A 24878-nucleotide genomic window follows, 5' to 3' on the forward strand; every position below is an offset into this window, starting at 1 on the left:
CCAATGATGGAAGGGATGGACAGCTCAATGAAACTACTTTCGTTCAAGTATGACGGGAAGACATTATTCGGACCTAAAGTGAAAAAAGAGGAAGCGGTATGGGATGTACAGAAAATTGCAGAGGCAGTTGGAATGCAGAACTTCCCGACGTCGATTGCGGATGGCGTAGCAGGCGGTATGGATTTTGTAGAAAAAATCCGTGCTCTCTGTGAACAAGCACGCGCGCATGAAGAAGTGGATACTTTCAAGTATTCCTATGAGGCGATCGAATGGTTATCTCCAATTCCACGTACACCTAAAAACGTCCTGTGTGTCGGTAAAAACTATGCCGATCATGCATCTGAGATGGGTGGCGAAGGGGCTCCTGAAAAAATGATGATCTTCACGAAAGCACACACTGCGATTGCAGCGGACGAACAGAAGTTGTCTGTCCATGAAGCCGTGACAAATCAGCTGGATTATGAAGGCGAACTTGCGGTTGTCATCGGAAAGGGCGGTCGCAACATTCCGAAACAGATGGCGTATGATACGGTTTTCGGTTATACGATTGCAAATGACCTGACTGCACGTGATTTGCAGGCGGAGCGCAAGCAATTCTTCCTTGGAAAGTCGCTTGATGGAAGCTGCCCGCTTGGACCTTACATTGTGACGAAAGATGAAATCCCGAATCCGCACAATTTGTCTATCGTCACAAAAGTGAATGATGAGGTACGTCAAAATGGGAATACCGGTTCCATGATCATTCCAATAGATGAAATCATTTCGGAGCTTTCCAAGTTTGTCACGCTTGAACCGGGGGATGTCATTTTGACAGGCACTCCAGCCGGTGTAGGAAAAGCGATGAATCCACCCAGCTATTTGAAAGCAGGAGACACAGTGAAAGTATCTGTTGAAGGAATCGGTACACTCGTGAACTATTTCGAGTAAAGGTCCCTTATTTTGCCTCATCCTGCTTATATGGTAAGATGAGGCATGAACATGAAAATTGAATGAGGTGAATTAAATGGATTTTTTAACAAGCTCGACACACTTACACATCTTCTCATGGGTTGTTGGAATAATTGTGTTCTTAATTGCAGCGACACAACCACTTGACTCAAAAGTCCGTAAAATCATGAAGATGGTAGTACGAGTATTCTACATCTTGATCATTATTACTGGATTAGCATTGTTCATCAAATTTATGAGTGGTGACGCTGCATTGTACGGGATTAAGTTCATCCTTGGTATTGTTACAATTGGTATGATGGAAATGGTATTTGCTCGTCAGGCGAAAAACAAATCTGCGCAACTATTTTGGATTTTGTTTGCCGTATCAGTGTTGGCTACAGTAGCACTTGGTTTCCACTTACCATTTGGATTAAAACTCTTCTAATTCAATCCACTGGATACACAACTAAGGAGGGATTCGGATGGTTGGATGGACGGTGCTGCTAGCCGTTTTTGGCATCATGATCCTCTTCGCACTCTCAGTAGTTGTGACTTCCCGGAGGATGCAATCGTTAGAAGATAGTGATGAGTTAGAATGAAATCAGGAACCCGCTGAAATTATTTCAGCGGGTTTTGCTATGCCATTTTCACAGGATTGACTTATTTTTGTATGCGGGTTTTAGTTTTCTTCAGAAACCATGGCGACGCTAGGTGTGGTTTGGTAGTATTAAGTGATGAGTTATGATCAGAAATCGGGATTTATGAGCGGAAAGCGCGAGTTATGATCACAAATCGGGAGTTATGAGCGGAAAGCGCGGGTTTATGATCACAAATCGGGAGTTATGAGCGGAAAAGCGCGGAGGATGATCACAAATCAAGAGGGAACGGCATGGGCCCCATGAGTGGTCGCCGCTTCCGCGGATTTATGATAGAAGGAGGCTTTTTTAGTGAACGTCAAACGATTACTTAGCATCATCATGATGGTTTTTTTGCTGGGAACAACAGCACTACCCGGTTTGGTTTCTGCAAAGGCGGAGCGGACCTTGAAGGACGAAAGTATATACGATCTATTGGTTGACCGGTTCAATAATGGGGACGGGCGAAACGATGCAAACACGGATGCTCAAGATCCTTCCGCATTTAACGGGGGGGATTTCTCTGGGATTTCCCTTCGGCTGCAACACATTTTAGATATGGGCTTCACAGCTGTATCCATCGGGCCTGTTTTCAAGACCGCTACATATGATGGCAACGAAGTGCTGGATTACACGAAATTCGACGAGCATTTTGGAACAGAGGAAGACTTCAAGTCGATGCTTAAGGAATTACATGATAAAGATGTACGCGTCATCGCGGACTTCCCGTTATCAGGGGTTAGTGAAGATCATGTATGGGCCAGTAAACTTCCACATACGCAAGGAGAAGGGCACACGATTGATTGGAAAACGGACGATGCCGATGTCCAGCACAACCTTGAAGAGGCGATGATCAACTTCGTAAAAACATATGAGTTGGATGGAATCCGTCTGACGAAGACAGAAGGGTATTCGAAACAAGTACTTGACCGATTTGTGGGAGCGCTAAAGAAGAGTTCACCTGACTTGTATGTCTTGTCTGACGAAGAGACAGACGCGGAAGTGGATGCACAGCCGAACGATTCTACGATAGAAGCACTTCGTCAATCCTTCGTTCGGGTCAATCCTGATTCATCTCCGATGGATCAGTTTGCAACGAAACATTCCGATGACTTGATTCAATTCGATCAGTTGACGGGTCCTCGTTTCACTTATGACATCGTGGAACAGAGAATGTTTCCACCGACGCGTTGGAAACTAGCTGTCACGGCATTATTTACGTTACCTGGCACTCCAATCATGCCGTATGGTACTGAAATTGCTGTTAACGGGAAAGAAGCACCAGAAAGCCATCCTCTGTTCAACTTCAAAACAGACATGGAATTGAAAGAACTTATCGGAAATCTGAATTTACTTCGCAACCAATCTGAGACGCTGCGTAATGGGAAATTTAAAATGCTGCACAACAAAGATGGATATTTGGTATACAAAATATATGACAATGAGGAATCGTGGATCATTGCTATCAACAATACTTCTGAAACACAAAGTTATGAACTGAACCCGGATGAAATCGGAAGTGAGAAACGATTGCGTGGATTGTTGGATAGAGACCAGATCGTTGAAACCGAAGACGACAAATACCATGTTGTTCTAGACCGGGAAATGGCGGAAATCTATTTGGTGAAAGAAGACAAAGGGTTCAATATCCCTTATCTGATTGCATCGATTATGGTGTATGTCCTGTTCTTGAGCTTCCTATGGGCCGTTTGGAGAAAAGGCCGGAAAGCACGTCAAGAACGAAAAGCAGCAAAGAACTAACAAGGAAAAAGAGCATATAAGAGTTTCTTCTATTTGAAAAAAATGAAAAAGCAGCTCAGTCGTCTGAAAGCGAAGACGACTGAGCTGCTTTTATAGTTTATTGAGGAAAAATACGGCGAGGGTCCCAGGTCCTGCGTGTGAGCCGATTACAGAACCGATCATATGGATCTGGATTTCCTTTGGATGGAATTTTTCTTCGATCAAGTCACGCAGCTCGATCGCCCCGGCTTCGTCGTCGCCATGACTGATTGCAATCACTTGCTCAGAAACCGTATCTCCGCGCTCTTCCATAAGTTCCAATATTCTACGGAACACTTTTTTACGGCCGCGGTGCTTCTCAATGGGCACCAATCGACCGCTCTCTACGTGAAGCAATGGCTTGATGTTCAACAGTCCGCCGAAAAATGCGCTTGCTTTCGAGACACGGCCGCCTTTTGCCAGGTAGTCGAGATCTTCCACTGTGAACAAGTGCTCCATGTTTCCTGCCATTTTACGTATTTTGCGTTCAATCGTCCGCACATCTTCTCCAGCATCCCGTAAGCGGACCGCTTCCTGGACAACTAATCCACAGCCGAGTGACGCACATCGTGTATCCACGACAATCAAGTTCATGCGTGGATTGCCTTCTTTCACTTGGTCCCGCATCATGACAGAGGTCTGATATGTACCCGACAACTCGGAAGAAAACGCAATATAGATTCCATCTTCCCCAGTCTCGGCGAATTCTTTCCACAAAGCGAGTACACGATCCGGGGAAACTTGAGACGTCTTTGGTTGTTTGCCGGCACGAATCGCTTGAAATACTTCGATGGAGTCGATATCCACAATATCCTGATATTCTTTTCCCTCCAGCAGCACAGTCAAAGGAAGCAACGTCACATCCTTTTCATCTAAATAGGATTTGGGTAAGTCGCAACCACTATCTACGAAAATTTTCATGAGAATCCTCCCATCCCTTTATGAAGTTTTTAAGTTCAGTCGTTCTTGCAACATTATGGCAATGCCGTCTTCATTATTCGTCAAGGTCACTTCATTCGCAATCGACTTCAGTTGGTCAATCCCGTTCCCCATTGCAACGCCAATCCCCGCATAGTCGATCATTTCCAAATCATTGTCTTCATCCCCGAACGCAATAATTCGTTCTTGTGGTATACCAATCCACTCCGAAACTTTGGAAATTCCAACCGCTTTGTTGAGTCCGTGACGGATGACTTCGACGATTTCCCAAGGCGCTCCCCAGCGTCTATGCTCAATGACTTCGGCGTGAACTTCTTCCAAATGCTTGCGGATCGGATCTGCCATCCCTTCACCGCCTTGGATCAGAAGACTGGTCGGATTCACCTGAAGGTATTGACGAATGTCGCCTTCTTGGATTTTTGAACTGCCGCTGCTGAAGATGTCGAGTAACTTTTCGTCGTGATAATGCAGATAGACGTCATCCATTACTTCCGCCACAATATTTTTCAAGTCAAAATCTTGCATGGCATCGATTACGTCCTTAGCTACACTCAAGTCAATCGTTTCATGAACAGTTTTCCATGTCCGATCAGTAGGGTGATGGACGAACGCTCCGTTGAAGTTAACAATCGGCGTTTTCAGTCCCAGCTGACGGTAATAGACTTCACTCGAGCGATAGGGACGTCCTGTTGCAATCATGATTTGATGGCCTTCCGATTCAGCTTGTTTCAGTGTATTGAGCGTTTTTTCCGAGATCACTTTTTTATCATTCAATAACGTTCCGTCTAAATCGAGGGCAATTAAATGAGGTTTCATGGCAAAACGCCTCCTTCCTCATTTAAGTGTATCCTTTCAGTTGCATGCAAGTCAAAAAGAAATGACACGTGCGCAACTTTTGTTTTTTTAGAAAAACATTGGTATGCTCAATTAAACAAAAAACGAGGTGTCGCGGTTGAATATTAGAGAAGAAAAATGGGGCACAATCCCTTTATTGCATATTGTAGATGAACAACAGGAATCATCTGAGATGCCGGTCGTCATCTTCTTCCATGGATTTACAAGCGCAAAAGAACACAACTTACACTACGCATTTAATCTCGCGAAAAAAGGCATTCGTGTGTTATTGCCTGAAGCGCATCTTCACGGGGTCCGGTCCGAGTCACTTGATGAGGTTCAGCTTAGCTTGCGGTTCTGGGAAATCGTCTTGACTTCCATTGAAGAAGCCGGGGTGTTGCATCAGCATTTGAAAGAAAAAGGGTTGTTGGAATCTGATCGAATTGCTTTTTCCGGAACGTCCATGGGAGGGATTACCACTCTTGGATGCCTGGCAGCCTATCCGTGGATCCAAAATGCAGCGGTCATGATGGGAACTCCGGGATTCGTGAAACTTGCAAAAGGCCAAATGAAACAATTTGAAAACAAAGGATTCAAACTTCCGATGAAAGACGAAGACGTCCATAAGCTATTGAACACGCTCGATATGTTTGACTTGACCCGTCATCCGGAATGTTTGAACAACCGGCCAGTCTTTTTCTGGCATGGCATGAACGATACGATGGTACCATTCGAACCGACACATCATTTCTATAATGCCGTCAAAGAGGACTATGTCGGACACCCGGACGACTTTGAATTCATGGTGGACGAGCATGCAGGTCACGCAGTATCCAGACCGGGAATGTTGCGTGCAGTGGACTTCCTTGCCCACCATTTGAATGGTTGAACGCATTTTGCTATGATGGGTACAACGAAACGAAATGGAAAGGGGAATTCTAATGGCTGATGAAATGAAAGAAAGCATGATGGGCGCACTTGAAAACGTGATTGACCCCGAGCTTGGTGTAGATATCGTCAATCTCGGTCTTGTCTACGATGCAGAATTGCTTGAAGGCGGAATCGGGAAAGTCACGATGACACTTACATCAATCGGTTGTCCGATGGGACCGCAAATTGTTGCGAATGTGAAGCAAGAACTGATGGAACTTCCTGAAGTGAAAGATGTGGAAGTCGACATCGTCTGGAATCCGCCTTGGTCACGTGACAACATGTCGCGTTATGCAAAAATGGCGCTTGGTGTCCGATAAATAAGTAATAATGAATCCGTCCGGTGAGTTTCACTGGATGGATTTTTTACTGTTTTAATTAGGAAAAACCAACGGATGAACCCAAAGCATCTCACTTTACAGACGATAAAAGGCGAGGTATACTGGTATTAGTCAAAGATAGTCAAAGTCAAATAAACTAATTACTATATATGAGGTGATGATTCATGAGAATGGATGGCGTGCAAGAGGATCAGCGTTCCCCTTTAGAACAATTTGGACGCAACCTAGTAGAAGATGTGAAGAATGGCAAAATGGATCCGGTGATTGGCCGGGATGAAGAGATCCGGAATGTTATCCGTATTTTATCCAGAAAAACGAAAAACAATCCGGTTCTGATTGGTGAACCGGGTGTCGGTAAGACAGCAATCGTTGAAGGACTGGCACAACGGATTGTAAAAGGAGACGTACCGGAAGGATTGAAAGACCGTCAAATTCACGAACTCGACATGAGTTCTTTGATTGCAGGGGCGAAATACCGCGGCGAGTTCGAAGAACGGCTGAAAGCGGTCTTGAAACAAGTGAAGGATAGTCATGGAGAAATCATTTTATTCATCGATGAAATCCATACAATTGTAGGAGCAGGGAAGACGGAAGGTGCGATGGATGCAGGGAACATGTTGAAACCGATGCTTGCGCGGGGCGAGTTGTATTGTATCGGTGCGACAACATTGGACGAATACCGTATGTATATCGAGAAAGACCCAGCGCTGGAGCGGCGTTTCCAGCAAGTGATGGTACGCGAACCCTCTGTAGAAGATACCATTTCGATTTTACGCGGTTTGAAAGAACGTTTTGAACTGCACCATGGAGTACGCATCCATGACCGGGCTCTCGTTGCTTCGGCAACATTGTCCGACCGTTATTTGACAGAGCGTTTCATGCCGGACAAAGCGATCGACCTGATGGATGAGGCCAGTGCGATGATCCGTACGGAAATCGATTCGATGCCTCAAGAGCTCGACCAAGTGACGCGACGTATTTTGCAGCTTGAAATTGAAGAACAAGCTTTGACGAAAGAGAAGGATCCGATCAGTAAAAATCGCCTGGCTGCTCTTCGTGAGGAATTGAATGAACTGAAAGATTCTTCTTCAGGGATGCGTGAGCAATGGGAGAATGAAAAGAAAAAGCTTCAGGAAGTCCAAGATGTACGCGAGAAGTTAGATCGCTATCGTCGTGAATTGGAAGATGCTGAAAACAAATTCGACTTGAACAAAGCCGCAGAATTGCGTCATGGTAAAATCCCATCACTGGAACACCAACTGCATGATCTGGAAGAGCAGTTCAAGGGCGGCGCAGAGAACCGTTTGATTCGCGAAGAAGTGACAGAAGACGAAATTGCGATGATTGTGGCACGGTGGACAGGTATTCCAGTGACGAAGCTGATGGAAGGCGAACGGGAGAAATTATTACGATTGGGAGATACGCTGAAAGAGCGAGTCATCGGTCAAGATAATGCCGTTCAACTTGTGACAGAAGCTGTATGGCGGGCCCGCTCCGGTATTAAAGATCCCGAGAAGCCGATTGGGTCATTCCTATTCCTAGGGCCGACAGGTGTTGGGAAAACGGAGCTTGCAAAAACACTTGCAGGGACATTGTTCGACTCTGTGGATCATTTCATCCGCATCGATATGTCGGAGTATATGGAGAAACACAGCGTATCTCGCCTTGTGGGTGCACCTCCGGGATATATCGGATATGAAGAGGGCGGTCAGTTGACAGAAGCAGTACGCCGCAATCCGTATTCGGTTGTTTTGCTGGATGAAATCGAGAAGGCTCATCCCGATGTCTCGAACATTCTCTTGCAAATATTGGATGATGGCCGGATTACGGATAGCCAAGGACGTCTCGTGAGTTTTACGAATACAGTGGTCATCATGACATCCAATATTGGTTCGCAGTATTTAATGAGCGGCCAGTTCGAGTCGGAAGAACATGCAGCAGAGGACTTGGTGATGACAGAGTTACGCAACCACTTTAAACCGGAGCTGCTGAACCGGATGGACGACATTATCATATTCCATTCGTTATCAGGTAACGCATTCGTTGAAATCGCCCGTAAGATGTTGGATGATCTCGTGCGCAGATTGGACGGTCAGGACATTCCGTTGACGTATGAAGAAACCGTACTCGATTGGGTCGTCGCAGAAGGGACGGATGCGGATTTCGGCGCACGCCCACTGAAACGGTTCATCCAGCGCTACGTAGAAACCGCGGTCGCTAAAGAAGTCATCAAAGGTGATCTAGCTGAAGGCCAGCGTTTGCACCTTCGTATGGAAGATGGAGCTTTGGTTGTGGATACGTTATAATGGACAGTTCAAGCCGCTTTTCGTGTTATGCGAAAAGCGGCTTGTTTTTATGGGAATGAACGCATCTGTTCTACCCACGCAACGCATACCATTCAGAGTGAATCAACCCGCTCGTTTCGGGGCCAAACCCGCTCATTCCAGGGTCCAACCCGCTCGTTCCTGCGAGCAACCCGCCCGTTCCGGGGCCAAACCCGCTCGTTTCAGGGTCCAACCCGCTCATTCCGAGGCTCAACCCGCTCATTCCTGCGAGCAACCCGCCCGTTCCATGAAGCAAACCACCAATCTATCCGCTCGTAAAGCCAATATCCTCTCTAATCATACCTTTCTGCACAAAAAAACAGTGAAAGGGAAGTTTCCCATTCACTGCTAGAAGAATCAATGCTCTGCTACTGGCTCATCCGGAATAATCGCTGTAATTGCGAATATCATCACAGACAATACGAGTGAGACAATGATTCCTGTTGTAAATTCAAACGTTGGTACGTTCGCAATGGCGCCAGCTACATAGTTGAGCATGGATACCAATAGGAATGACCAAAAGAATGTCATGACGAACTTCATCGAAATCACCTCTAGATTACTTTTTCACCTTTCATCATATCATAGCGACGCCCGTTTCGAAACTTAATTTCCACCGCCCGTAAAAGAGTTTGACGGTTTCGTGTCTCCATTGTTGAAAAAAATCATGAACTCCTCTATTATTGATACCAGGTACTAACAATAGATAACAAGGAACGGGGTATGAGCAATGGGTGTAGGACTTCTAAGTATTGGCAAGTATGTCCCTGATCACGTACTGACAAACGCAGATCTTGAAAAAAGAATGGATACATCAGACGAATGGATTCGTACACGCACAGGAATTGAAGAACGCCGAATTGCAGATAATAGTACAGATACATCAGATATGGCTTATGCAGCTGCTAAAGAAGCAATTGAAAAAGCAGGCATCCAGCCGGAACAAATCGGTATGATCTTGGTTGCAACAGTGACGCCTGATCAGCCGTTTCCTTCAGTAGCCACGATGCTCCAAGCGCGTCTTGGTGCAAAGAATGCAGCAGCGATGGATATTTCCGCTGCATGTGCAGGTTTCATGTATGGTGTAGTCACTGCGAAACATTTCGTGGAAGCAGGTACACACGAGTATGTTCTAGTGGTCGGAGTCGAAAAACTATCTAAGATCACAGATTGGAAAGACCGGAACACGGCTGTCTTGTTCGGAGATGGCGCCGGGGCGGGAATCGTCGGTAATGTGAGCGGAGATCGCGGGATTCTCTCATTCGAACTGGGTGCGGATGGAACAGGCGGTGAGCATCTTTATCAGGATCGTTACTTGAAAATGAATGGGCGCGAAGTATTCAAATTTGCGGTGCGCCAAATGGGTGAGTCGGCAGTGAATGTCATTGAGAAAGCGGGCCTCTCGAAAGAGGACGTGGATTTCCTGATCCCTCACCAAGCAAATATCCGGATCATGGAGGCTTCTCGTGAACGACTGGGACTCCCTCCTGAAAAGATGTCGAAATCCGTGCATAAATACGGTAACACATCGGCAGCTTCGATCCCCATTTCGTTATATGATGACATCGAAGAAGGCCGCGTAAAAGATGATGACATCCTTGTACTTGTCGGTTTCGGCGGCGGACTTACTTGGGGCGGCATTTGTATGCGCTGGGGCAAGTAAGTAATCCGTGTTATATTTTCACTAAACTATACAGATGGAAGCAACTATGCTATCTATGAAACGAAGGAGAGTTCAACTTATGGAAAAACGACGCGTAGTCATAACCGGAGTCGGGGCTGTTTCCCCGGTAGGAAATACGGCGGAGGAATCATGGCAGTCTGTTCTTGACCGCAAGTCAGGCATCGGGCCGTTGACACGTTTAGATACCGAGTTATTCCCAGTGAAAGTAGCTGCGGAAGTAAAAGACTTTGACATTGAAGAGTACTTGCCTAAAAAAGAAGCTCGTAAAATGGACCGTTTCACACATTATGCAATGGCGGCTTCCATCATGGCGATGAAAGATGCAGGTCTTGAAGAGTTGGATGAAGAGACCGGACTCCGTACAGGCGTCTGGATCGGCTCAGGGATCGGCGGAATGGAAACGCACGAAAAACAGTTCCTTACATTCCAAGAAAAAGGATATCGCCGAGTCAGTCCCTTTTTCGTTCCGATGATGATTCCTGATATGGCGTCAGGTCAAGTATCCATATACTTTGGCGCGAAGGGCATTAACTCTTGTACGGTAACAGCTTGTGCATCAGGTACTAATTCGATTGGAGATGCTTTTGAAGTCATTCTTCGAGGGGATGCTGATGTCATGATCACAGGGGGAGCAGAGGCTCCGATCACAACGATGTCAGTTGCTGGATTCTGTGCAAATACAGCACTTTCACTAAATCCGGATCCAAATACAGCTTCACGGCCGTTCGATAAAGAACGCGATGGATTTGTTATTGGTGAGGGTGCGGGAATTCTGGTGTTGGAAGAATACGAGCATGCGATTCAGCGCGGGGCTAAAATCTATGCGGAAGTGGTAGGGTATGGGTCAACAGGGGACGCACACCACATTACCGCCCCTGCTCCTGAAGGCGAAGGCGCGGTTCGAGCGATGCAGCAAGCGATTCAACAGGCGGAAATCGCTCCATCAGAAATCGGATATATTAACGCCCACGGTACAAGTACCGCATACAACGACTTATTTGAAACGATGGCAGCGAAAACCGTATTCGGTGAGCACGCGTACGAACTTGCGATCAGTTCAACGAAGTCGATGACAGGACACTTGCTCGGAGCAGCAGGTGGTCTGGAAGCCATCTTCACTGCGAAAGCGCTGCAAGAAGGGGTCTTGCCACCGACTACGAATTATGAAAATCCAGATCCGGAGTGTGATCTCGACTACATTACAGACGGTCCCCGGAAAGCGGACATCACGTATGCAATGAGCAACTCACTTGGATTCGGCGGTCACAACGCATCCCTTATTTTTAAGAAGATCTAATCCAATCCAGTCAAAAAAGAGCTGCCCGGAGATTTCCGGAGCAGCTCTTTTTTATGTCGGGAAAGCCAGTCTTAAAACGCAGCCAGCTTTCATATAGTAGGACAAAACTAAAAAAGGATCGATGTCATGACGCGACTGTTCTTCTTTCTACTCAGCTATGGCCTCATTGTGACGACCTGTACAACGATGGTTACGTATCTGAATTACACATCCATGGGATTCAATATACGGACTGTGGGGCTTTTCATCCTGCATTCAGCAGACTTTGCGCTGTTTGTCGGAGCCGTTCTCCTTCTTCTGCTTACCGTCTACGTCCGAGTCCCATCGCGGCTTCCATTTTCGTAAGGGTCTGGGTGGCAATTGCATTTGCTTTACGAGCGCCTGCATCCAAGATGTCATCCAATTGGTCGGACTCCATCAGTTCATGATAGGTTTCTTGGATTGGCGCGAGGTGTTGAATGACGCTTTCTGCAACGCCCGCTTTAAACGCACCATATCCCTGCCCCTCATACTTAGTAACCAGGTTATCCACAGGAATACCTGTAAGAGCCGATTCGATAATCAGTAAGTTCGAAACGCCCGGCTTATTCTCGATATCGAAACGGACAACTCCTTCGGAATCTGTCACAGCACTTTTTATCTTCTTTTCGATTTGTTTCGGCGTATCCATTAAGAAAATCGTTGACTTCTGATTCGGATCCGATTTACTCATCTTCTTTAAAGGATCCTGCAGCGACTTAATGCGCGCGCCGACTTTTGGTATGCGCACTTCCGGAATCGTCAGCACCTCTGCATACCGGCGGTTGAAGCGCTCCGCTAAGTCACGGGTCAATTCCAAATGCTGTTTCTGATCTTCTCCAACCGGGACGACGTCTGTGTTGTAAAGGAGAATGTCAGCTGCCATAAGTGGAGGGTAGGTGAGCAGACCAGCTGAAACACCCTCCTGCCCATCCGATTTATCTTTGAACTGTGTCATGCGCTCGAGTTCGCCTATCGAAGACGTGCATTGCATAATCCATCCCGCTTGTGCGTGTGCAGGCACTTCCGATTGGATGAATAATACCGATTTCTCCGGATCGATTCCACTTGCGATATACGTTGCTGCAAGTGAACGAATCGCTTGTTTCAGTTCATCGGGGTCTTGCTGAACTGTAATGGCATGCTGATCCACAATACAGAAAATACAGTCCGCCTCATTTTGAAGCTCGATGAATTGCCTGAAAGCCCCGATATAATTCCCTAACGTAATAATGCCTGTCGGCTGTACACCTGAAAAAATAGTTGTCATAGACGCTTCCTCCTTCAATTCAAACACAAAAAAACACCGACACATCCCTATATATAGGGACGGTCGATGTGTAGGAACCGCGGTGCCACCCGAATTGCCCGAAGGCCGCTCAAAACCCTTAACGCGGGGGTACGCAGCGGAAAAGTAGTGGTTTTCTACTCATTCAACCGAGCTCAGGAGTCCATTCCTCTTAACCGCTCCACCTGTTCACACCATCCACAGGCTCTCTTAAGAAGCTGCATTAAAAGTACTTGTTCCTTCTTAGCCGTTATTATAATTGGAGTAATTATAGTATGTCTATTCATGAAATGCAAGTTCTATTCGGTTTCAAACCAGTTTTTTGGGGAATACTTGAAATAGTCATAAAGAAACTTTGTATCTTTTGGAACCTTTTGGGGTTTGAAACGTACTAGTAAACAAGAAACACATTTTCACTTCGATTTTGTAATTGATAATGCAAATTGCAAAAATTTGATGTTTAATCTCATTTTGAAAAGGGAATAACAATATTAATTATATAATTACTTGTGTTGAGAAATGTTGTTTATTGCGGAATTGTTACAAACATGATGTTCACAGGAAATAATTTTTAAAAAGTGTGTTCATTGAGAACAAATGTGTGTATAATAGTCAATATGAAGTTTTATTTAAAATAATTCTAATGTAAAAAAGTAGTCACCATTATATGAAGCCGATTGAAAGGGAGTGTCAGCAAATGGGCGTTACATTATTTACATCACCAAGCTGTACATCATGTCGTAAAGCGAAAGCATGGTTAGAGGAACATGAAATTCCTTACGAGGAGCGCAACATTTTCTCTGAACCTTTAAATATTGATGAAATCAAGCAGATTCTTCGAATGACTGAAGATGGAACTGATGAAATCATTTCTACTCGCTCTAAGATCTTCCAAAAATTGAATGTCGATGTAGAGAGCTTGCCGCTGCAACGATTATATGAATTGATCCAAGAACATCCGGGACTCTTAAGAAGACCGATCATCTTAGATGAAAAACGTCTCCAGGTAGGTTATAATGAAGATGAAATACGCCGCTTCTTGCCTAGGAAAGTTAGAGCCTATCAGTTATTAGAAGCACGTCGCATGGTAAACTAACGAATACTTATAAATAAGCTGATAGGGGATCTCATGGTGAATGCCGTAAACCTATCAGCTTTTTCCATTCTCCTAGTTTCCGTGCACGGTGCATTGGATGGATTCTACTCAGTAACTTGGGGCTGGCAGGGGATATTTTCACAAAAAAAATTTTGTCTGCAAGCTTTGAGGCAAAACCCTTTCGTTACTGATGATTTGAACATATAGTAGAAGAAGCATCGCGGGAACGAAAAAAGAAGTTGGACAGTATGTCTACTTCAGGGGAAAGGAGAGAAAAATCATGGAAATCGAGAGAATCAATGAGAACACGGTTAAATTTTACTTGACTTATATGGATATCGAAGAACGGGGATTTACTCGGGAAGAAGTATGGTACAACCGCGATAAGAGTGAGGAATTGTTTTGGGATATGATGGAGGAAATCGATTCTGAGTCTGATATTGAATTTGAAATTGAAGGACCTTTGTGGATTCAAGTGCATGCAATGAGTGGTGGAATTGAAGTTCTGGTGACTCGTGCACAGCTTCCTGAAGATGGAGAATCGACGGAATATCCTTATGGCATTGACGATCCTCGTAAACTCTTCCAACCTGAACTTGAAGCATCGATTGACTCTTCTGAGTCAGCAAATGAGCCATCTGGAGATAGCAGGATGGCAACAGCGCGCGATTTGTTTGTCTTCAAAGACTTTGATGATTTAATCCCATTGGCTTCTCAACTTTCTGATTTGGATGAAGCGACTGCATTGTATGCTTTCGAAGAGAAGTATTATTTGTATATTGACTATAGTTCATCAGATAAGGAAGTCTCAGATAAAATTGATGTGGAAAGTATTATTCTTGAGTATGGTACGCCCACGAACTTGACGATTCATCGCTTAAAAGAATACGGAACCGAAGTAATGGGTTCTAATGTTTTTAAAACGATCGAATCTTATTTCTGACTGTTTCAAAGCCACCTTTCGAGGTGGTTTTTTTTCTGCCTACAAATCCATTCCGATCAAAGCGATACTAAAACAAAAAATTCAGTGTTCATTATATATGGCTGACGCGATAAAAGTTGCTATTATGTGTATAAGTTCGTAAACTATTCAGTGAAAGGGGATGATACAAATACTGACCGCAACCTTGAATGATGGGACGCCTATAGTTCTTGACGATTCAATCCAACGAGAGCACTTGAGAACATGGCGGACTAAATATCAATTCCATTGTCCGCAATGTGGTGAACGTGTTCGATTGAAAGTAGGCGCCATCCGGATTCCTCATTTTGCACATGAAGCGGAATCCGCCTGTTCAGCCAATTTTTCCGAAGGGGAGTCAATTCCGCACCTGCAAGGAAAACAGGTACTCTATTCGTTATTTCAGCGATTGGAAAAATCGCCCGTGTTGGAGCCTCTGCTTCCTGAGCTTGCACAGCGTCCTGACATACTCGTGCATCATGAAGGTGAACCTATCCCGATCGAGTTCCAATGCAGCCGATTGCCTGAAGACGTGAAATCCAGTCGGACTCAAGGGTATAGATCCTTAGGGATGGAGCCTGTTTGGATATTACAAACTCCTGAGAAATTTAAGGCACGACCTGAAGGCATGGGCCTATTCAGTTTTTCAGCTTTCCATCAACTATTCTTCACAAAGAGCTTATCCCCAGAAGACACACTGCTCACATTATCCCCCGAGACAAAGGAGTTCCATTATTTCAGTCATCTGCTGCCTATCGATGGAAACCGCTTCATCGCGATCCATCGCAAGCTGCCCGTCCACTTGCAACCATTTCCGTTCGCACGACCGAAACTTCCAGATCAGCAGCTGCTCCTTCACTACTACAAGTCCTATAAAATCCAGCGAATGACGTACTTGCAACGTTCAATTTTTTTGAATCGACGTGGCATACAAAATCCTTTTTTACGTCATTGTTATGAAAGGAAACTTCATCCGACAGAACTTCCTTTATGGATAGGTATTCCTGTGAAAGGGAATCGTGCCTTCTCTGTACACGACTGCGAATGGCAATTAGGAGTCATCGATTTGTTACGGCGTTTTCAGCTATCACCGGCCCGTGTTCCAATTCAGCGACTTCGTCGATTTGTACATGCTTATGCAGGGAGCGATGAGCAGCAGATCGAAGCCTGTTTGCACTACCTGCAATTCCTTCAAAGAATAGATTGGAAAAAGGAGGAGTCTTCCGTAAATGCGCGAATAGAGAAAGAGATTGTTCACATACTTACAGAGCGATTCCTTGCAATACAGAGTGAAAATTGAGAAAATAAGAAAAGGTTCGAACCCCGAATCATCGGAAACTAGGAGGAATTACATTGGCAGAGAAATTACTTACGCGTGATGAAGTGAAAGTAGAAGAAACATGGAACTTGGAAAACATTTTTGAAAGCGATGCCGCGTGGTCTGCAGAGTATGAGGAAATCGAGAAACTCTCATCACAAGCAGAATCTTATCAAGGTACGCTGGATGATGGACCAGAAGCTCTCTTGAAAGCACTAACTTATCGTGACGAACTTTCACAGCGGTTAGGGAAGCTATACACATACTCACATTTGAAGACAGACCAGGATACAACAAACAGCACATACCAAGCTATGGATAGCCGAGCAAAATCTTTGGCTGTCAAGGTTTCTACAAAGCTGTCATTTTTCCTGCCAGAATTACTTTCCATTGATGAAGCGAAGCTCGATCAGCTGGTTGAAGAAAATGAAGGACTCTCTCTCTATAAACAAGAAGTGAAAGAATTGAATAGCATGCGTCCACACGTGCTTCCAGCAGAACAGGAAGCATTGATTGCGCAAATGTCCGAAGTGGCACAAGGGTCATCCAAAACCTTCAGCATGTTGAATAACGCAGACTTGACGTTCCCGACTGTGAAAAATGAAAAAGGGGAAGAGGTCGAGCTTTCTCAAGGCCGCTTCATCAATTTCTTGGAAAGCCCAGACCGTTCAGTTCGGGAAGAAGCATTCAAAGCGATGTACGCAACATATGGGGCGTTCAAGAACACATTTGCATCTACACTGTCAGGAAATGTGAAGACGAATAACGTCAACGCGACCATCCGGAACTATGACTCCGCTCGTCATGCTGCTTTGTCGAACAATCACATTCCTGAGCAAGTATATGAGAATCTTGTAAATACGATTTCCGATAACGTAGGGTTGCTTCACCGCTATATCGCGCTTCGGAAAAAAGTATTTGAGTTGGACGATCTTCATATGTGGGATCTTTACGCGCCACTCGTGAAAGATCTGGATATGAAGATTACTTATGAGGACGCGGCAAAGACAATGCTCGAGAGCTTTGAACCGATGGGTGAAGAGTACCGTTCCATCATTAAAAAAGGATTGGAGAGCCGCTGGGTGGACGTGCGTGAGAACAAAGGAAAACGTTCAGGTGCGTATTCTTCAGGCTCATATGGCACAAATCCATATATACTGATGAACTGGCAAGACAATGTGAATAATATGTTCACATTAGCGCACGAATTCGGCCACAGTGCCCACAGCTACTATTCACGAGAAAACCAGCCATACATTTATAGCGGCTATTCGATTTTTGTCGCTGAAGTGGCTTCTACTGTAAATGAAGCATTGCTGAATGATTATTTGTTGAAAACGACAGATGACGATCAGAAACGTATTTATCTTTTAAACCATTGGCTGGACGGATTCCGTGGAACTGTTTTCCGCCAGACGATGTTTGCTGAGTTTGAACACAGAATTTATCAGTTGGATCAGCAAGGAGAGGCGTTGACAGCAGAGAAGCTGACCGAAGAGTATTATGCTTTGAACGAAAAGTATTTTGGTGGCGCAATGACTGTGGATAAGGAAATCGGTTTGGAATGGTCACGTATTCCTCACTTCTACATGAATTATTACGTATACCAATATGCAACTGGATACAGTGCAGCAGTCGCACTGAGCCATCAAATCCTTACCGAAGGTGAACCAGCAGTAGAACGCTACGTGACAAACTTCTTGAAAGCCGGATCTTCTGATTATCCAATCGAAGTGTTGAAAAAAGCTGGAGTCGATATGACAACAACTGCACCGATTGAAGAAGCATGTCGGGTATTCGAAGAGCGTTTGAATGAGTTGGAGCAACTGCTGGAGAAACAATAAGTATCGGTTTAATATATTGAAATAGTATAAAAAGGCAATCATGAATACTTTTCATGATTGCCTTTTTTAATATCAGGAAATCCAGCCTTGTAAGTAAGCGTTTTCAAAGGTGCATATGTGACAAATCCATGAAATCGCTTGTGAATTGTTGATGTAACAATTATTTTATGATAGATTTAACTTGTGAATGAAACTCACTAACCAAACATACACCCCTTTTGTTTGAACGTGAACATTTTTCCCATTCCCTTTATACGAACATCGCTTCCCCCCAGGAGCGATGTTCTTTTCATTTTCCTGTGAAAAAGTGATGATCCCATGCTTGAATGAGAAGGTATAGGGATATGTATGGAAATCGGTCACAAACCATGGGGCGTGATCATAACCGATGATGAAACGCTCATAACCCGCAGAAAGTGATCATAACTGATGGAAAACGCTCATAAATCGGGGAAAATGATCATAACTGATGGAAACCGCTCATAACCCGCAGAAAGTAATCATAACTGATGGAAAACGCTCATAAATCGGGGAAAATGATCATAACCGATGGGAAACGCTCATAACCCGCAGAAAATGATCATAACCGATGGAAACCGCTCATAAATCGCAGAAAATGATCATAACCGATGGAAACCGCTCATAACCCGCAGAAAATGATCATAACCGATGGAAACCGCTCATAACCCGCAGAAAATGATCATAACCGATGGAAACCGCTCATAACCCGCAGAAAGTGATCATAACTGATAAAAAACGCTCATAACCTCTACAGCACGCGCAAACTCCCTTGCAAAAATCCTCCTAACCTACCTAACCATCCCCACTCAAACATACATATCCCCTCAAAAAAACAGATGGAGAAAAACTCTCCACCTGTTTTGTATAATGACTGAATGTATACATCTCTCTTAGCGCTTGCGCCATAAGACGTTATCGTTAATAAAAATGCGTTCCACTTCTTGCTTGAGCAGAAGTTTCTTGAGCTCTCGTTCACTCTCTTTTTCAGGGACTCCGTAGATGGCTGCGATTTCAGCAGTTGCAAGCATTTCGAAACGGCTGAACAACTCTTCCAATGACGGAGCACGATCCCGGATGATAGGAGAGCCGGTAAGCTCTTCTAAAATTTGTTCATAGATCTCATAGCTATATGAACCATCCACCATGAGGCCCTCGTCTTCAATGTTTTCGTTGAAAAAAACGAAGGTGGGGGATTTCACAACTTCCATCTCTTTGGCTAGATGCAAATCGACTTGCAAAGACTGGAGTACATTTTTTGAAAAGAAATCGCTGATGAATTCTTGTTTGTCCAAGTTCAATTTCTCTGCAATTTCAACGAGAACTGCAAATGATTTAACATTACGTGATTTCAAGAATGAATACTCGAAAAGTTTTGTGAGGAATTTGAAACCGGCACGTTTACCTTGGAACTCGGCTGCCTTGATCGCAATGCTCGGGAACGCAGGGTGTGCTTTTTCAAATGCATTGTTCTCTTCACATTCGTCATCCACTAAAGGAAGAGCTTTGTAATTCATCTTTGGCAAGGACGTCAGAAGACCGATACGCAGCGTGAAATACCGTTCGTATTCAACTTGCAGTCTTCTAAGGATAGGTTGCAATGCCCAGCAATCTTGGCATAAGGGATCGAGAAACACATATAATTCAATCGGCCGAGGATGTGCAATCGGCTGCTGCTCAACTTCTGCGAAAGTTCTTCGATTCACTGGTCTCCCTCCTCGTTCCGGTTCACCATATGGTTGGCAGTCATGACGAGGCGTTGATAATAGATTTCTCGAAGGGGCCCGTCAAGACCGACCTCATCCATCGCTTCAGCCATACAGGCTAGCCAGGCTTCTGCCCGTGTGGGTGTGATAGCGAATGGCATATGGCGAGCTTTCATCATCGGATGTCCGTGTTCTTCTGTATATAAATTAGGTCCTCCCAGATATTGCGTCTGGAACTGTTTTTGTTTGCGTGCGGTTTCAGTTAGGTCTGGTGGGAAAATGGGAATCAAGTCCGGATGCTCAGCCACTTTGGCGTAGAACCGGTCTATCAGTTCCGACAAACGTGCTTCACCGATCTCCTCAAAGGGTATCAAAGGCTTTCGTGTCATGAATGTCATTCTCCTTTGTTGTAGCTCTGCACTTCTATATTATCAACCACATAAAACATTCACAAATAAATAGCTTAGATTCGACTGCTGCACCTTACGTATTCAATGTATTATAGTTGTTCATAACTTTGGTGACGTAGTTTTGTGTTTCGCGGAATGGCGGGACTCCACCGTATTTACGGACGTTTCCTGGACCTGCGTTATACGCTGCCAGCGATAGTTTCATATCGCCTCCGAACTGGTCGAGCATTTGCCGTAAGTATTTAGCGCCACCCATAATATTCTGCTCAGGATCGGCTGCGTTCGAAACCCCTAGGAATTTTGCTGTTCCAGGCATGAGTTGCATAAGCCCTTTTGCACCGGCATGACTCACAGCATCTTTGTTGAAATTCGATTCCTGCTTGATGACCGCTGCAATCAATGCAGAGGGGACGTCATATTTTTTTGCAGCTTTGGTGATCAAAGGCGCATATGCTGTACTGACATTTCCTCCATTATAAGCTAAAGGAGGGCGGCTCGCCGAAGCTTGGTCAATATAATGCATTGCATCAGTAGGCGAATTGACAGATGGAGTGGAGGTGAACGCAAACAACTCCGCCCTTTGAGGAGCTTGAATACTGCCAAGTGTCGTTGCGGAGACACTTGAAATTGAATCGGAGATGGACCTCTCATTGGTCATTTCACTCATTAACGTTTGGAAGAAATCTGTGGCTCCTGTTTTCGTTTCGGTTGCAGAGTGAACAGCCCCGAGTGACTGCAGTGAGTTCAATTCGAACAGGGTACGCATCATTTTCGTATCCATACTAATCGTCCTTTCCGATACCTAATCATCCGTGGCACTTCTAATTCTTCTTTCAGTATATCAATTTCAAAGCGGAAAGCACAATCCTGACTGCAACAGTGGTGACTCTATGGTAAACTAATCATACTGACTGATAGGGGAAGGAAGAGGGAAAAGTGCGTATTGAACATCGAATAACTGAAGGACAATTAAAAGATGGAACTGTTTATTTCACTTATGGTGGAACGGAAAATACACTTGGACATTCCCCCGCAGGGAAGATGATTACCGATTCGGATGCACTCAGCTTTGTTTATTTGTTCGAAGATGGTGAAGAATATCGGTACCTCCATTTTACGCAGCAAGTATGGCCGCTCATGCAACACCTTATTGAGAGCGATAATGGGGATCCTTTTATAGAATGTGAAGACGGGTGTGTTCAACTGATTGGATTCACCGAGGAATTGACGATGTTGGTTTTCAATATAGAAGGTAATGGAAATTACGGGGAAGAGTTCATGCTTGCCGTGGAACAAGCATTCAAAGAGACACTTCAACAACCTAGCTAACATGAACGGATGGGAGGCGGCCTTTAAATGAGAATGTGGAATGATTTTCTTGCGCCCTATAAACAAGCCGTGGTGGAGCTTAAGGTGAAGCTAAAAGGCTTGCGGCACCAATACAAATTAGAGGATCTGCATGCACCAGTTGAATTTGTTACTGGACGTGTTAAACCACTCGCTAGCATTTACGACAAGACTCTCGAAAAAAACATTCCGTTCGAGCCATCTCCTGAATTGGCTGCGGAAGTTCCTGACATTGCAGGACTTCGGATTATGTGTCAGTTCGTTGATGACATCGAGAGTGTCGTCGGCATGCTCAGACAGCGGAACGACTTAAAGATTGTCGAAGAACGAGATTACATATCGAACAAAAAACAGAGCGGTTATCGCTCGTTCCATATCATTATCGAATATCCTGTCGAGACGATCCGTGGCGAAAAGACCATTCTTGCAGAAATTCAAATCCGAACACTTGCGATGAACTTCTGGGCTTCGATTGAACATTCTTTGAATTATAAATACCAAGGGGAACTTCCGGATGTGATTCGACAGCGACTTGAAGGAGCTGCAGAAGCGGCTTTCCGGCTCGATGAAGAAATGTCGCTCATCCGAGATGAAATACATGAAGCGCAATCGTATTTTAGTTCGTTTAAAGAAACGGAGAAACGAGATATACAAGACACCTCATGGAAGGGGGAACCAGAATGATGAAATTTGTTATCCAATCACGTGGTGATGAGTTATCCAACCGTCTTATGGCGGAGGCTAAAGAATATCTGGTGGAGTTTGGTTTGGAGTATGACGAGGTGGAACCGGATATCGTTCTTTCCATCGGCGGGGATGGTACGTTGCTGCATGGTTTTCATAAGTATGTACATCGTTTGCACGAAACAGCATTTGTCGGGATCCACACGGGCCACCTTGGTTTTTACGCAGATTGGAAACCGGAAGAGATTGAGAAGTTGGTGATCATGATCGCCCGGAAAGACTATCACGTTGTGCAATACCCGCTCTTAGAAGTGGAAATTTCATACACCCATTCAGAGGAGAAATCCACGTATCTGGCTTTGAACGAATCAACGATTAAATCACCGGAAGTCACTCTTGTTATGGATGTTGAGCTCAACGGAGAACATTTCGAGCGGTTCCGAGGGGATGGCTTATGTATGTCCACTCCATCGGGTTCAACTGCATATAGCAAATCATTAAATGGGGCGATACTGCATCCATCATTGTCCTGTATGCAACTGACTGAGATGGCATCTATTAACAACCGTGTATTCCGAACTGTCGGATCACCGCTTGTCCTGCCGGCGCATCATTCATGCTTATTAAAGCCAGTTAAAGGACCGGATTTCATGGTCACTGTAGATCACCTGCAGCTGCTTCAGAAAGATGTAAAGTCGATCGAATACAAAGTATCAAAGGAACGCATTTCGTTCGCCCGTTTTAGACCTTTTCCTTTTTGGAAGCGTGTGTCGGAATCGTTTGTCGCCAGTGATGAAGAAAAGTAATCCTTCACCGCTGCTGCTAACATTTATTGCAGAAGAACAGATTCTTCTAAAAGACTTCCTTAAACTGAAAAACCTTTCCAAAAGAGCGCTGACTGCCGTCAAATATGAAGGCGGGCGGATTTTAGTGAATGGGGAAGAACGCACCGTCCGATGGATGCTCGAGCAAGGGGACAAGATCATCATTGAATTTCCACCTGAAGAGATAGGTGAAGGATTGGTGCCTGAACATGGAGAACTTTCAATCCTTGCTGAGGACGATTCGATTTTAGTAGTGGAAAAACCTCCAGGACAAGGAACGATTCCTTCAAGAAACCATCCGAAGGGCACACTCGCGAATACAATTTCCGGGAAGTATGTAAATGACCAGCATCCTGCGACCGTTCACGTAGTCACCCGTTTGGATACGGACACATCCGGCGTCGTCTGTATTGCGAAAAATCGTCATATTCATCACCTGCTAAGTACACAAATGCAGCAAACGGGATTTGACAGACGGTATATTGCATTCGTGAGTGGGTGGATTCATGAAGAAACGTTTACGATTGAAATGCCAATCGGCCGAAAAGACGGCAGTATTATTGAACGGATTGTCAGGACAGATGGACAATATGCACGTACCGATGTCCTTGTAACCGGTCGTTTTGAAATGGATGGCAGTCGATATACAATGGTTGAGCTTCAATTGCATACTGGAAGAACCCACCAGATAAGGGTCCATATGTCGCACGTTGGACATCCTTTACTTGGAGATGATTTGTATGGGGGGCCTTGTCATTTGATTTCCCGACAAGCCCTTCATTGTAAATCTGTTTCGTTTCAGCATCCTTCAACGAATAACTATGTTTCCTTTGAAAGTGAACTCCCGCAAGATCTATTGAGACTTCTTCCGATTGAAATGGAGACTCAAGATGGGTACGAAGTGAACTTTTCAGGTTGAAACGGCTGTTTGGACGGTATGGAGACGGTTTCACGTTCCGGCCATCGGAATGCAGTCAGTTTACCTCCAAACACACATCCAGTGTCGATATTCACGGTATGATGCTTAAAGCGCGGCTCCCGGACAGGGGTATGTCCGTAGACGACCCAGGCTGTCCCATGATATGACTTTGCCCAGTCACGGCGATCAGGACGTCCATCCTGTAAGGTTTTCCCTGAAATATCTCCATAGAGGACGAATGTACGCACAGTTTGCGATGCCGGAGCGCCTATTAATTGCTCGGAAAGCCCGGCATGTGCAATGATTAACCTTCCGCTGTCCAATTGGTGGTAAAGAGGCAATGCTTCGTAGAATCTTTCATAGCGATCTAGAATATGTGATCGTTTTTCTTTTGGCAAAGAGTCCAACTCTGCAACCGTCGTTTCCAGACCGTGCGTTTGCTGTACGTTATTCCCTTTAGCGTAACGATACAGTTTGTTACAATGATTTCCCGGGGAATAAATGAGCCGACCTTCGTCTTGTAGTGCAAATAGAAGCTGCATCACTTTTATAGAGGAAGGTCCGCGGTCCATGCCATCTCCGACAAATGCAACCTGTCTGCCGCCGGGATGGATTGGAATACCAGACGTCAAAGAATATCCAAGTGAGCTGAGTAACTCGAGCAGTTCATCGTAACAGCCATGTATGTCACCGATTATATCAAACATATGATACACTCCTTTTTACGAAGTATTTGTAAAGCACACAAGTAG

Annotated in this window: 25 protein-coding genes and 1 other annotated feature; of the genes, 16 read left to right on the forward strand and 9 right to left on the reverse strand. The window is 44.9% G+C overall.

Translation table 11 applies throughout. The annotated features are described in order from the left end of the window. Positions 1–27: 27 nt before the first annotated feature. From ABE021_RS09860 to ABE021_RS09870, 3 genes are all read left to right on the forward strand, one after another. A complete protein-coding gene (locus tag ABE021_RS09860; protein WP_430288391.1) occupies positions 28–927 on the forward strand; it encodes a fumarylacetoacetate hydrolase family protein in 900 nt (299 codons plus the stop codon). 76 nt (positions 928–1003) lie between these two features. Next, positions 1004–1375: a YisL family protein gene (locus ABE021_RS09865; protein ID WP_430288393.1), complete on the forward strand. Its 372-nt coding sequence runs from the start codon at positions 1004–1006 to the stop codon at positions 1373–1375. Between the two features lie 502 nt (positions 1376–1877). Continuing rightward, positions 1878–3326, forward strand: a complete 1449-nt coding sequence (locus ABE021_RS09870) for an alpha-amylase family glycosyl hydrolase (RefSeq protein WP_430288395.1) — start codon at positions 1878–1880, stop codon at positions 3324–3326. Positions 3327–3416: 90 nt separating this feature from the next. Here the strand turns inward: ABE021_RS09870 and ABE021_RS09875 are convergent, their stop codons facing one another. Next, positions 3417–4265, reverse strand: coding sequence for a DegV family protein (locus ABE021_RS09875; RefSeq protein ID WP_430288397.1), 849 nt, complete (start codon positions 4263–4265; stop codon positions 3417–3419). An 18-nt stretch (positions 4266–4283) separates the two neighbouring features. After that, a complete protein-coding gene (locus ABE021_RS09880; protein ID WP_430288399.1) occupies positions 4284–5099 on the reverse strand; it encodes a Cof-type HAD-IIB family hydrolase in 816 nt (271 codons plus the stop codon). Positions 5100–5235: 136 nt separating this feature from the next. Here ABE021_RS09880 and ABE021_RS09885 point away from each other — a divergent pair, with 136 nt between their 5' ends. The 3 genes from ABE021_RS09885 (at position 5236) to ABE021_RS09895 (ending at position 8694) form a co-directional block, all read left to right on the forward strand. Beyond that, complete coding sequence (locus ABE021_RS09885) at positions 5236–6006, forward strand: prolyl oligopeptidase family serine peptidase (protein WP_430288400.1); 771 nt, start codon at positions 5236–5238, stop codon at positions 6004–6006. Positions 6007–6058: 52 nt separating this feature from the next. Then, complete coding sequence (locus ABE021_RS09890) at positions 6059–6367, forward strand: metal-sulfur cluster assembly factor (protein ID WP_430288401.1); 309 nt, start codon at positions 6059–6061, stop codon at positions 6365–6367. A 185-nt stretch (positions 6368–6552) separates the two neighbouring features. Next, positions 6553–8694 carry an ATP-dependent Clp protease ATP-binding subunit gene (locus ABE021_RS09895; protein WP_430288402.1) on the forward strand — a complete coding sequence of 714 codons (2142 nt, stop codon included), beginning with the start codon at positions 6553–6555 and terminating at the stop codon, positions 8692–8694. 70 nt (positions 8695–8764) lie between these two features. On the opposite strand, the gene ABE021_RS09900 is transcribed toward ABE021_RS09895, so the two are convergent. After that, positions 8765–8968 (reverse strand): hypothetical protein, encoded by a 204-nt coding sequence (locus ABE021_RS09900; RefSeq protein WP_430288403.1) that lies wholly within the window; start codon positions 8966–8968, stop codon positions 8765–8767. A gap of 101 nt (positions 8969–9069) precedes the next feature. Beyond that, positions 9070–9255, reverse strand: a complete 186-nt coding sequence (locus ABE021_RS09905; RefSeq protein WP_430288405.1) for a DUF2929 family protein — start codon at positions 9253–9255, stop codon at positions 9070–9072. Positions 9256–9442: 187 nt separating this feature from the next. Between ABE021_RS09905 and ABE021_RS09910 the strand changes: the two genes are divergently transcribed. Beyond that, a complete protein-coding gene (locus ABE021_RS09910; protein WP_430288406.1) occupies positions 9443–10375 on the forward strand; it encodes a beta-ketoacyl-ACP synthase III in 933 nt (310 codons plus the stop codon). Positions 10376–10454: 79 nt separating this feature from the next. After that, positions 10455–11693, forward strand: coding sequence for a beta-ketoacyl-ACP synthase II (gene fabF / locus ABE021_RS09915; RefSeq protein WP_430288408.1), 1239 nt, complete (start codon positions 10455–10457; stop codon positions 11691–11693). 301 nt (positions 11694–11994) lie between these two features. On the opposite strand, the gene trpS is transcribed toward fabF, so the two are convergent. After that, positions 11995–12981, reverse strand: coding sequence for a tryptophan--tRNA ligase (trpS, locus tag ABE021_RS09920; protein WP_430288410.1), 987 nt, complete (start codon positions 12979–12981; stop codon positions 11995–11997). 52 nt (positions 12982–13033) lie between these two features. Next, positions 13034–13253, reverse strand: a binding site (T-box leader). Between the two features lie 443 nt (positions 13254–13696). Here trpS and spxA point away from each other — a divergent pair. The 4 genes from spxA to pepF all read left to right on the forward strand — a co-directional run bounded on the left by spxA (position 13697) and on the right by pepF (position 18218). Next, positions 13697–14095: a transcriptional regulator SpxA gene (spxA, locus tag ABE021_RS09925; RefSeq protein ID WP_025786060.1), complete on the forward strand. Its 399-nt coding sequence runs from the start codon at positions 13697–13699 to the stop codon at positions 14093–14095. Positions 14096–14375: 280 nt separating this feature from the next. Then, complete coding sequence (mecA, locus tag ABE021_RS09930; RefSeq protein ID WP_430288412.1) at positions 14376–15038, forward strand: adaptor protein MecA; 663 nt, start codon at positions 14376–14378, stop codon at positions 15036–15038. Between the two features lie 160 nt (positions 15039–15198). Beyond that, the gene (locus tag ABE021_RS09935) at positions 15199–16356 is read left to right on the forward strand and encodes a competence protein CoiA (protein WP_430288414.1); all 1158 of its coding nucleotides are present in this window, start codon (positions 15199–15201) and stop codon (positions 16354–16356) included. Between the two features lie 53 nt (positions 16357–16409). Further along, entirely contained in the window at positions 16410–18218 is a 1809-nt protein-coding gene (pepF, locus tag ABE021_RS09940; protein WP_430288415.1) for an oligoendopeptidase F, read from the forward strand. Between the two features lie 911 nt (positions 18219–19129). Here pepF and ABE021_RS09945 read toward each other — a convergent pair. The 3 genes from ABE021_RS09945 to ABE021_RS09955 all read right to left on the reverse strand — a co-directional run bounded on the left by ABE021_RS09945 (position 19130) and on the right by ABE021_RS09955 (position 21133). Next, positions 19130–19942, reverse strand: coding sequence for a DsbA family protein (locus ABE021_RS09945; protein WP_430288416.1), 813 nt, complete (start codon positions 19940–19942; stop codon positions 19130–19132). Further along, positions 19939–20331: a globin gene (locus ABE021_RS09950; protein ID WP_430288417.1), complete on the reverse strand. Its 393-nt coding sequence runs from the start codon at positions 20329–20331 to the stop codon at positions 19939–19941. The genes ABE021_RS09945 and ABE021_RS09950 overlap by 4 nt, the downstream gene beginning before the upstream one ends. Before the next feature lie 94 nt (positions 20332–20425). After that, entirely contained in the window at positions 20426–21133 is a 708-nt protein-coding gene (locus ABE021_RS09955; protein WP_430288418.1) for a lytic transglycosylase domain-containing protein, read from the reverse strand. 155 nt (positions 21134–21288) lie between these two features. Between ABE021_RS09955 and ABE021_RS09960 the strand changes: the two genes are divergently transcribed. Genes ABE021_RS09960 through ABE021_RS09975 form a run of 4 tightly spaced genes read left to right on the forward strand, consistent with a single transcriptional unit; the run spans position 21289 to position 24126 of the window. Beyond that, positions 21289–21681: a hypothetical protein gene (locus ABE021_RS09960; RefSeq protein ID WP_430288419.1), complete on the forward strand. Its 393-nt coding sequence runs from the start codon at positions 21289–21291 to the stop codon at positions 21679–21681. A gap of 27 nt (positions 21682–21708) precedes the next feature. Next, positions 21709–22383 (forward strand): GTP pyrophosphokinase, encoded by a 675-nt coding sequence (locus ABE021_RS09965; protein WP_191688484.1) that lies wholly within the window; start codon positions 21709–21711, stop codon positions 22381–22383. Beyond that, entirely contained in the window at positions 22383–23189 is an 807-nt protein-coding gene (locus ABE021_RS09970) for an NAD kinase (RefSeq protein ID WP_191688535.1), read from the forward strand. Before ABE021_RS09965 ends, ABE021_RS09970 begins: the two co-directional genes overlap by 1 nt. Next, a complete protein-coding gene (locus ABE021_RS09975; protein WP_430288421.1) occupies positions 23176–24126 on the forward strand; it encodes an RluA family pseudouridine synthase in 951 nt (316 codons plus the stop codon). The genes ABE021_RS09970 and ABE021_RS09975 overlap by 14 nt, the downstream gene beginning before the upstream one ends. On the opposite strand, the gene prpE is transcribed toward ABE021_RS09975, so the two are convergent. Continuing rightward, the gene (gene prpE, locus ABE021_RS09980; RefSeq protein ID WP_430288423.1) at positions 24093–24833 is read right to left on the reverse strand and encodes a bis(5'-nucleosyl)-tetraphosphatase PrpE; all 741 of its coding nucleotides are present in this window, start codon (positions 24831–24833) and stop codon (positions 24093–24095) included. The genes ABE021_RS09975 and prpE overlap by 34 nt on opposite strands. Positions 24834–24878: the final 45 nt, after the last annotated feature.

Source organism: Sporosarcina gallistercoris, from assembly GCF_050459885.1.
In the GTDB taxonomy this organism is placed as follows: Bacteria; Bacillota; Bacilli; order Bacillales_A; family Planococcaceae; genus Sporosarcina; species Sporosarcina gallistercoris_A.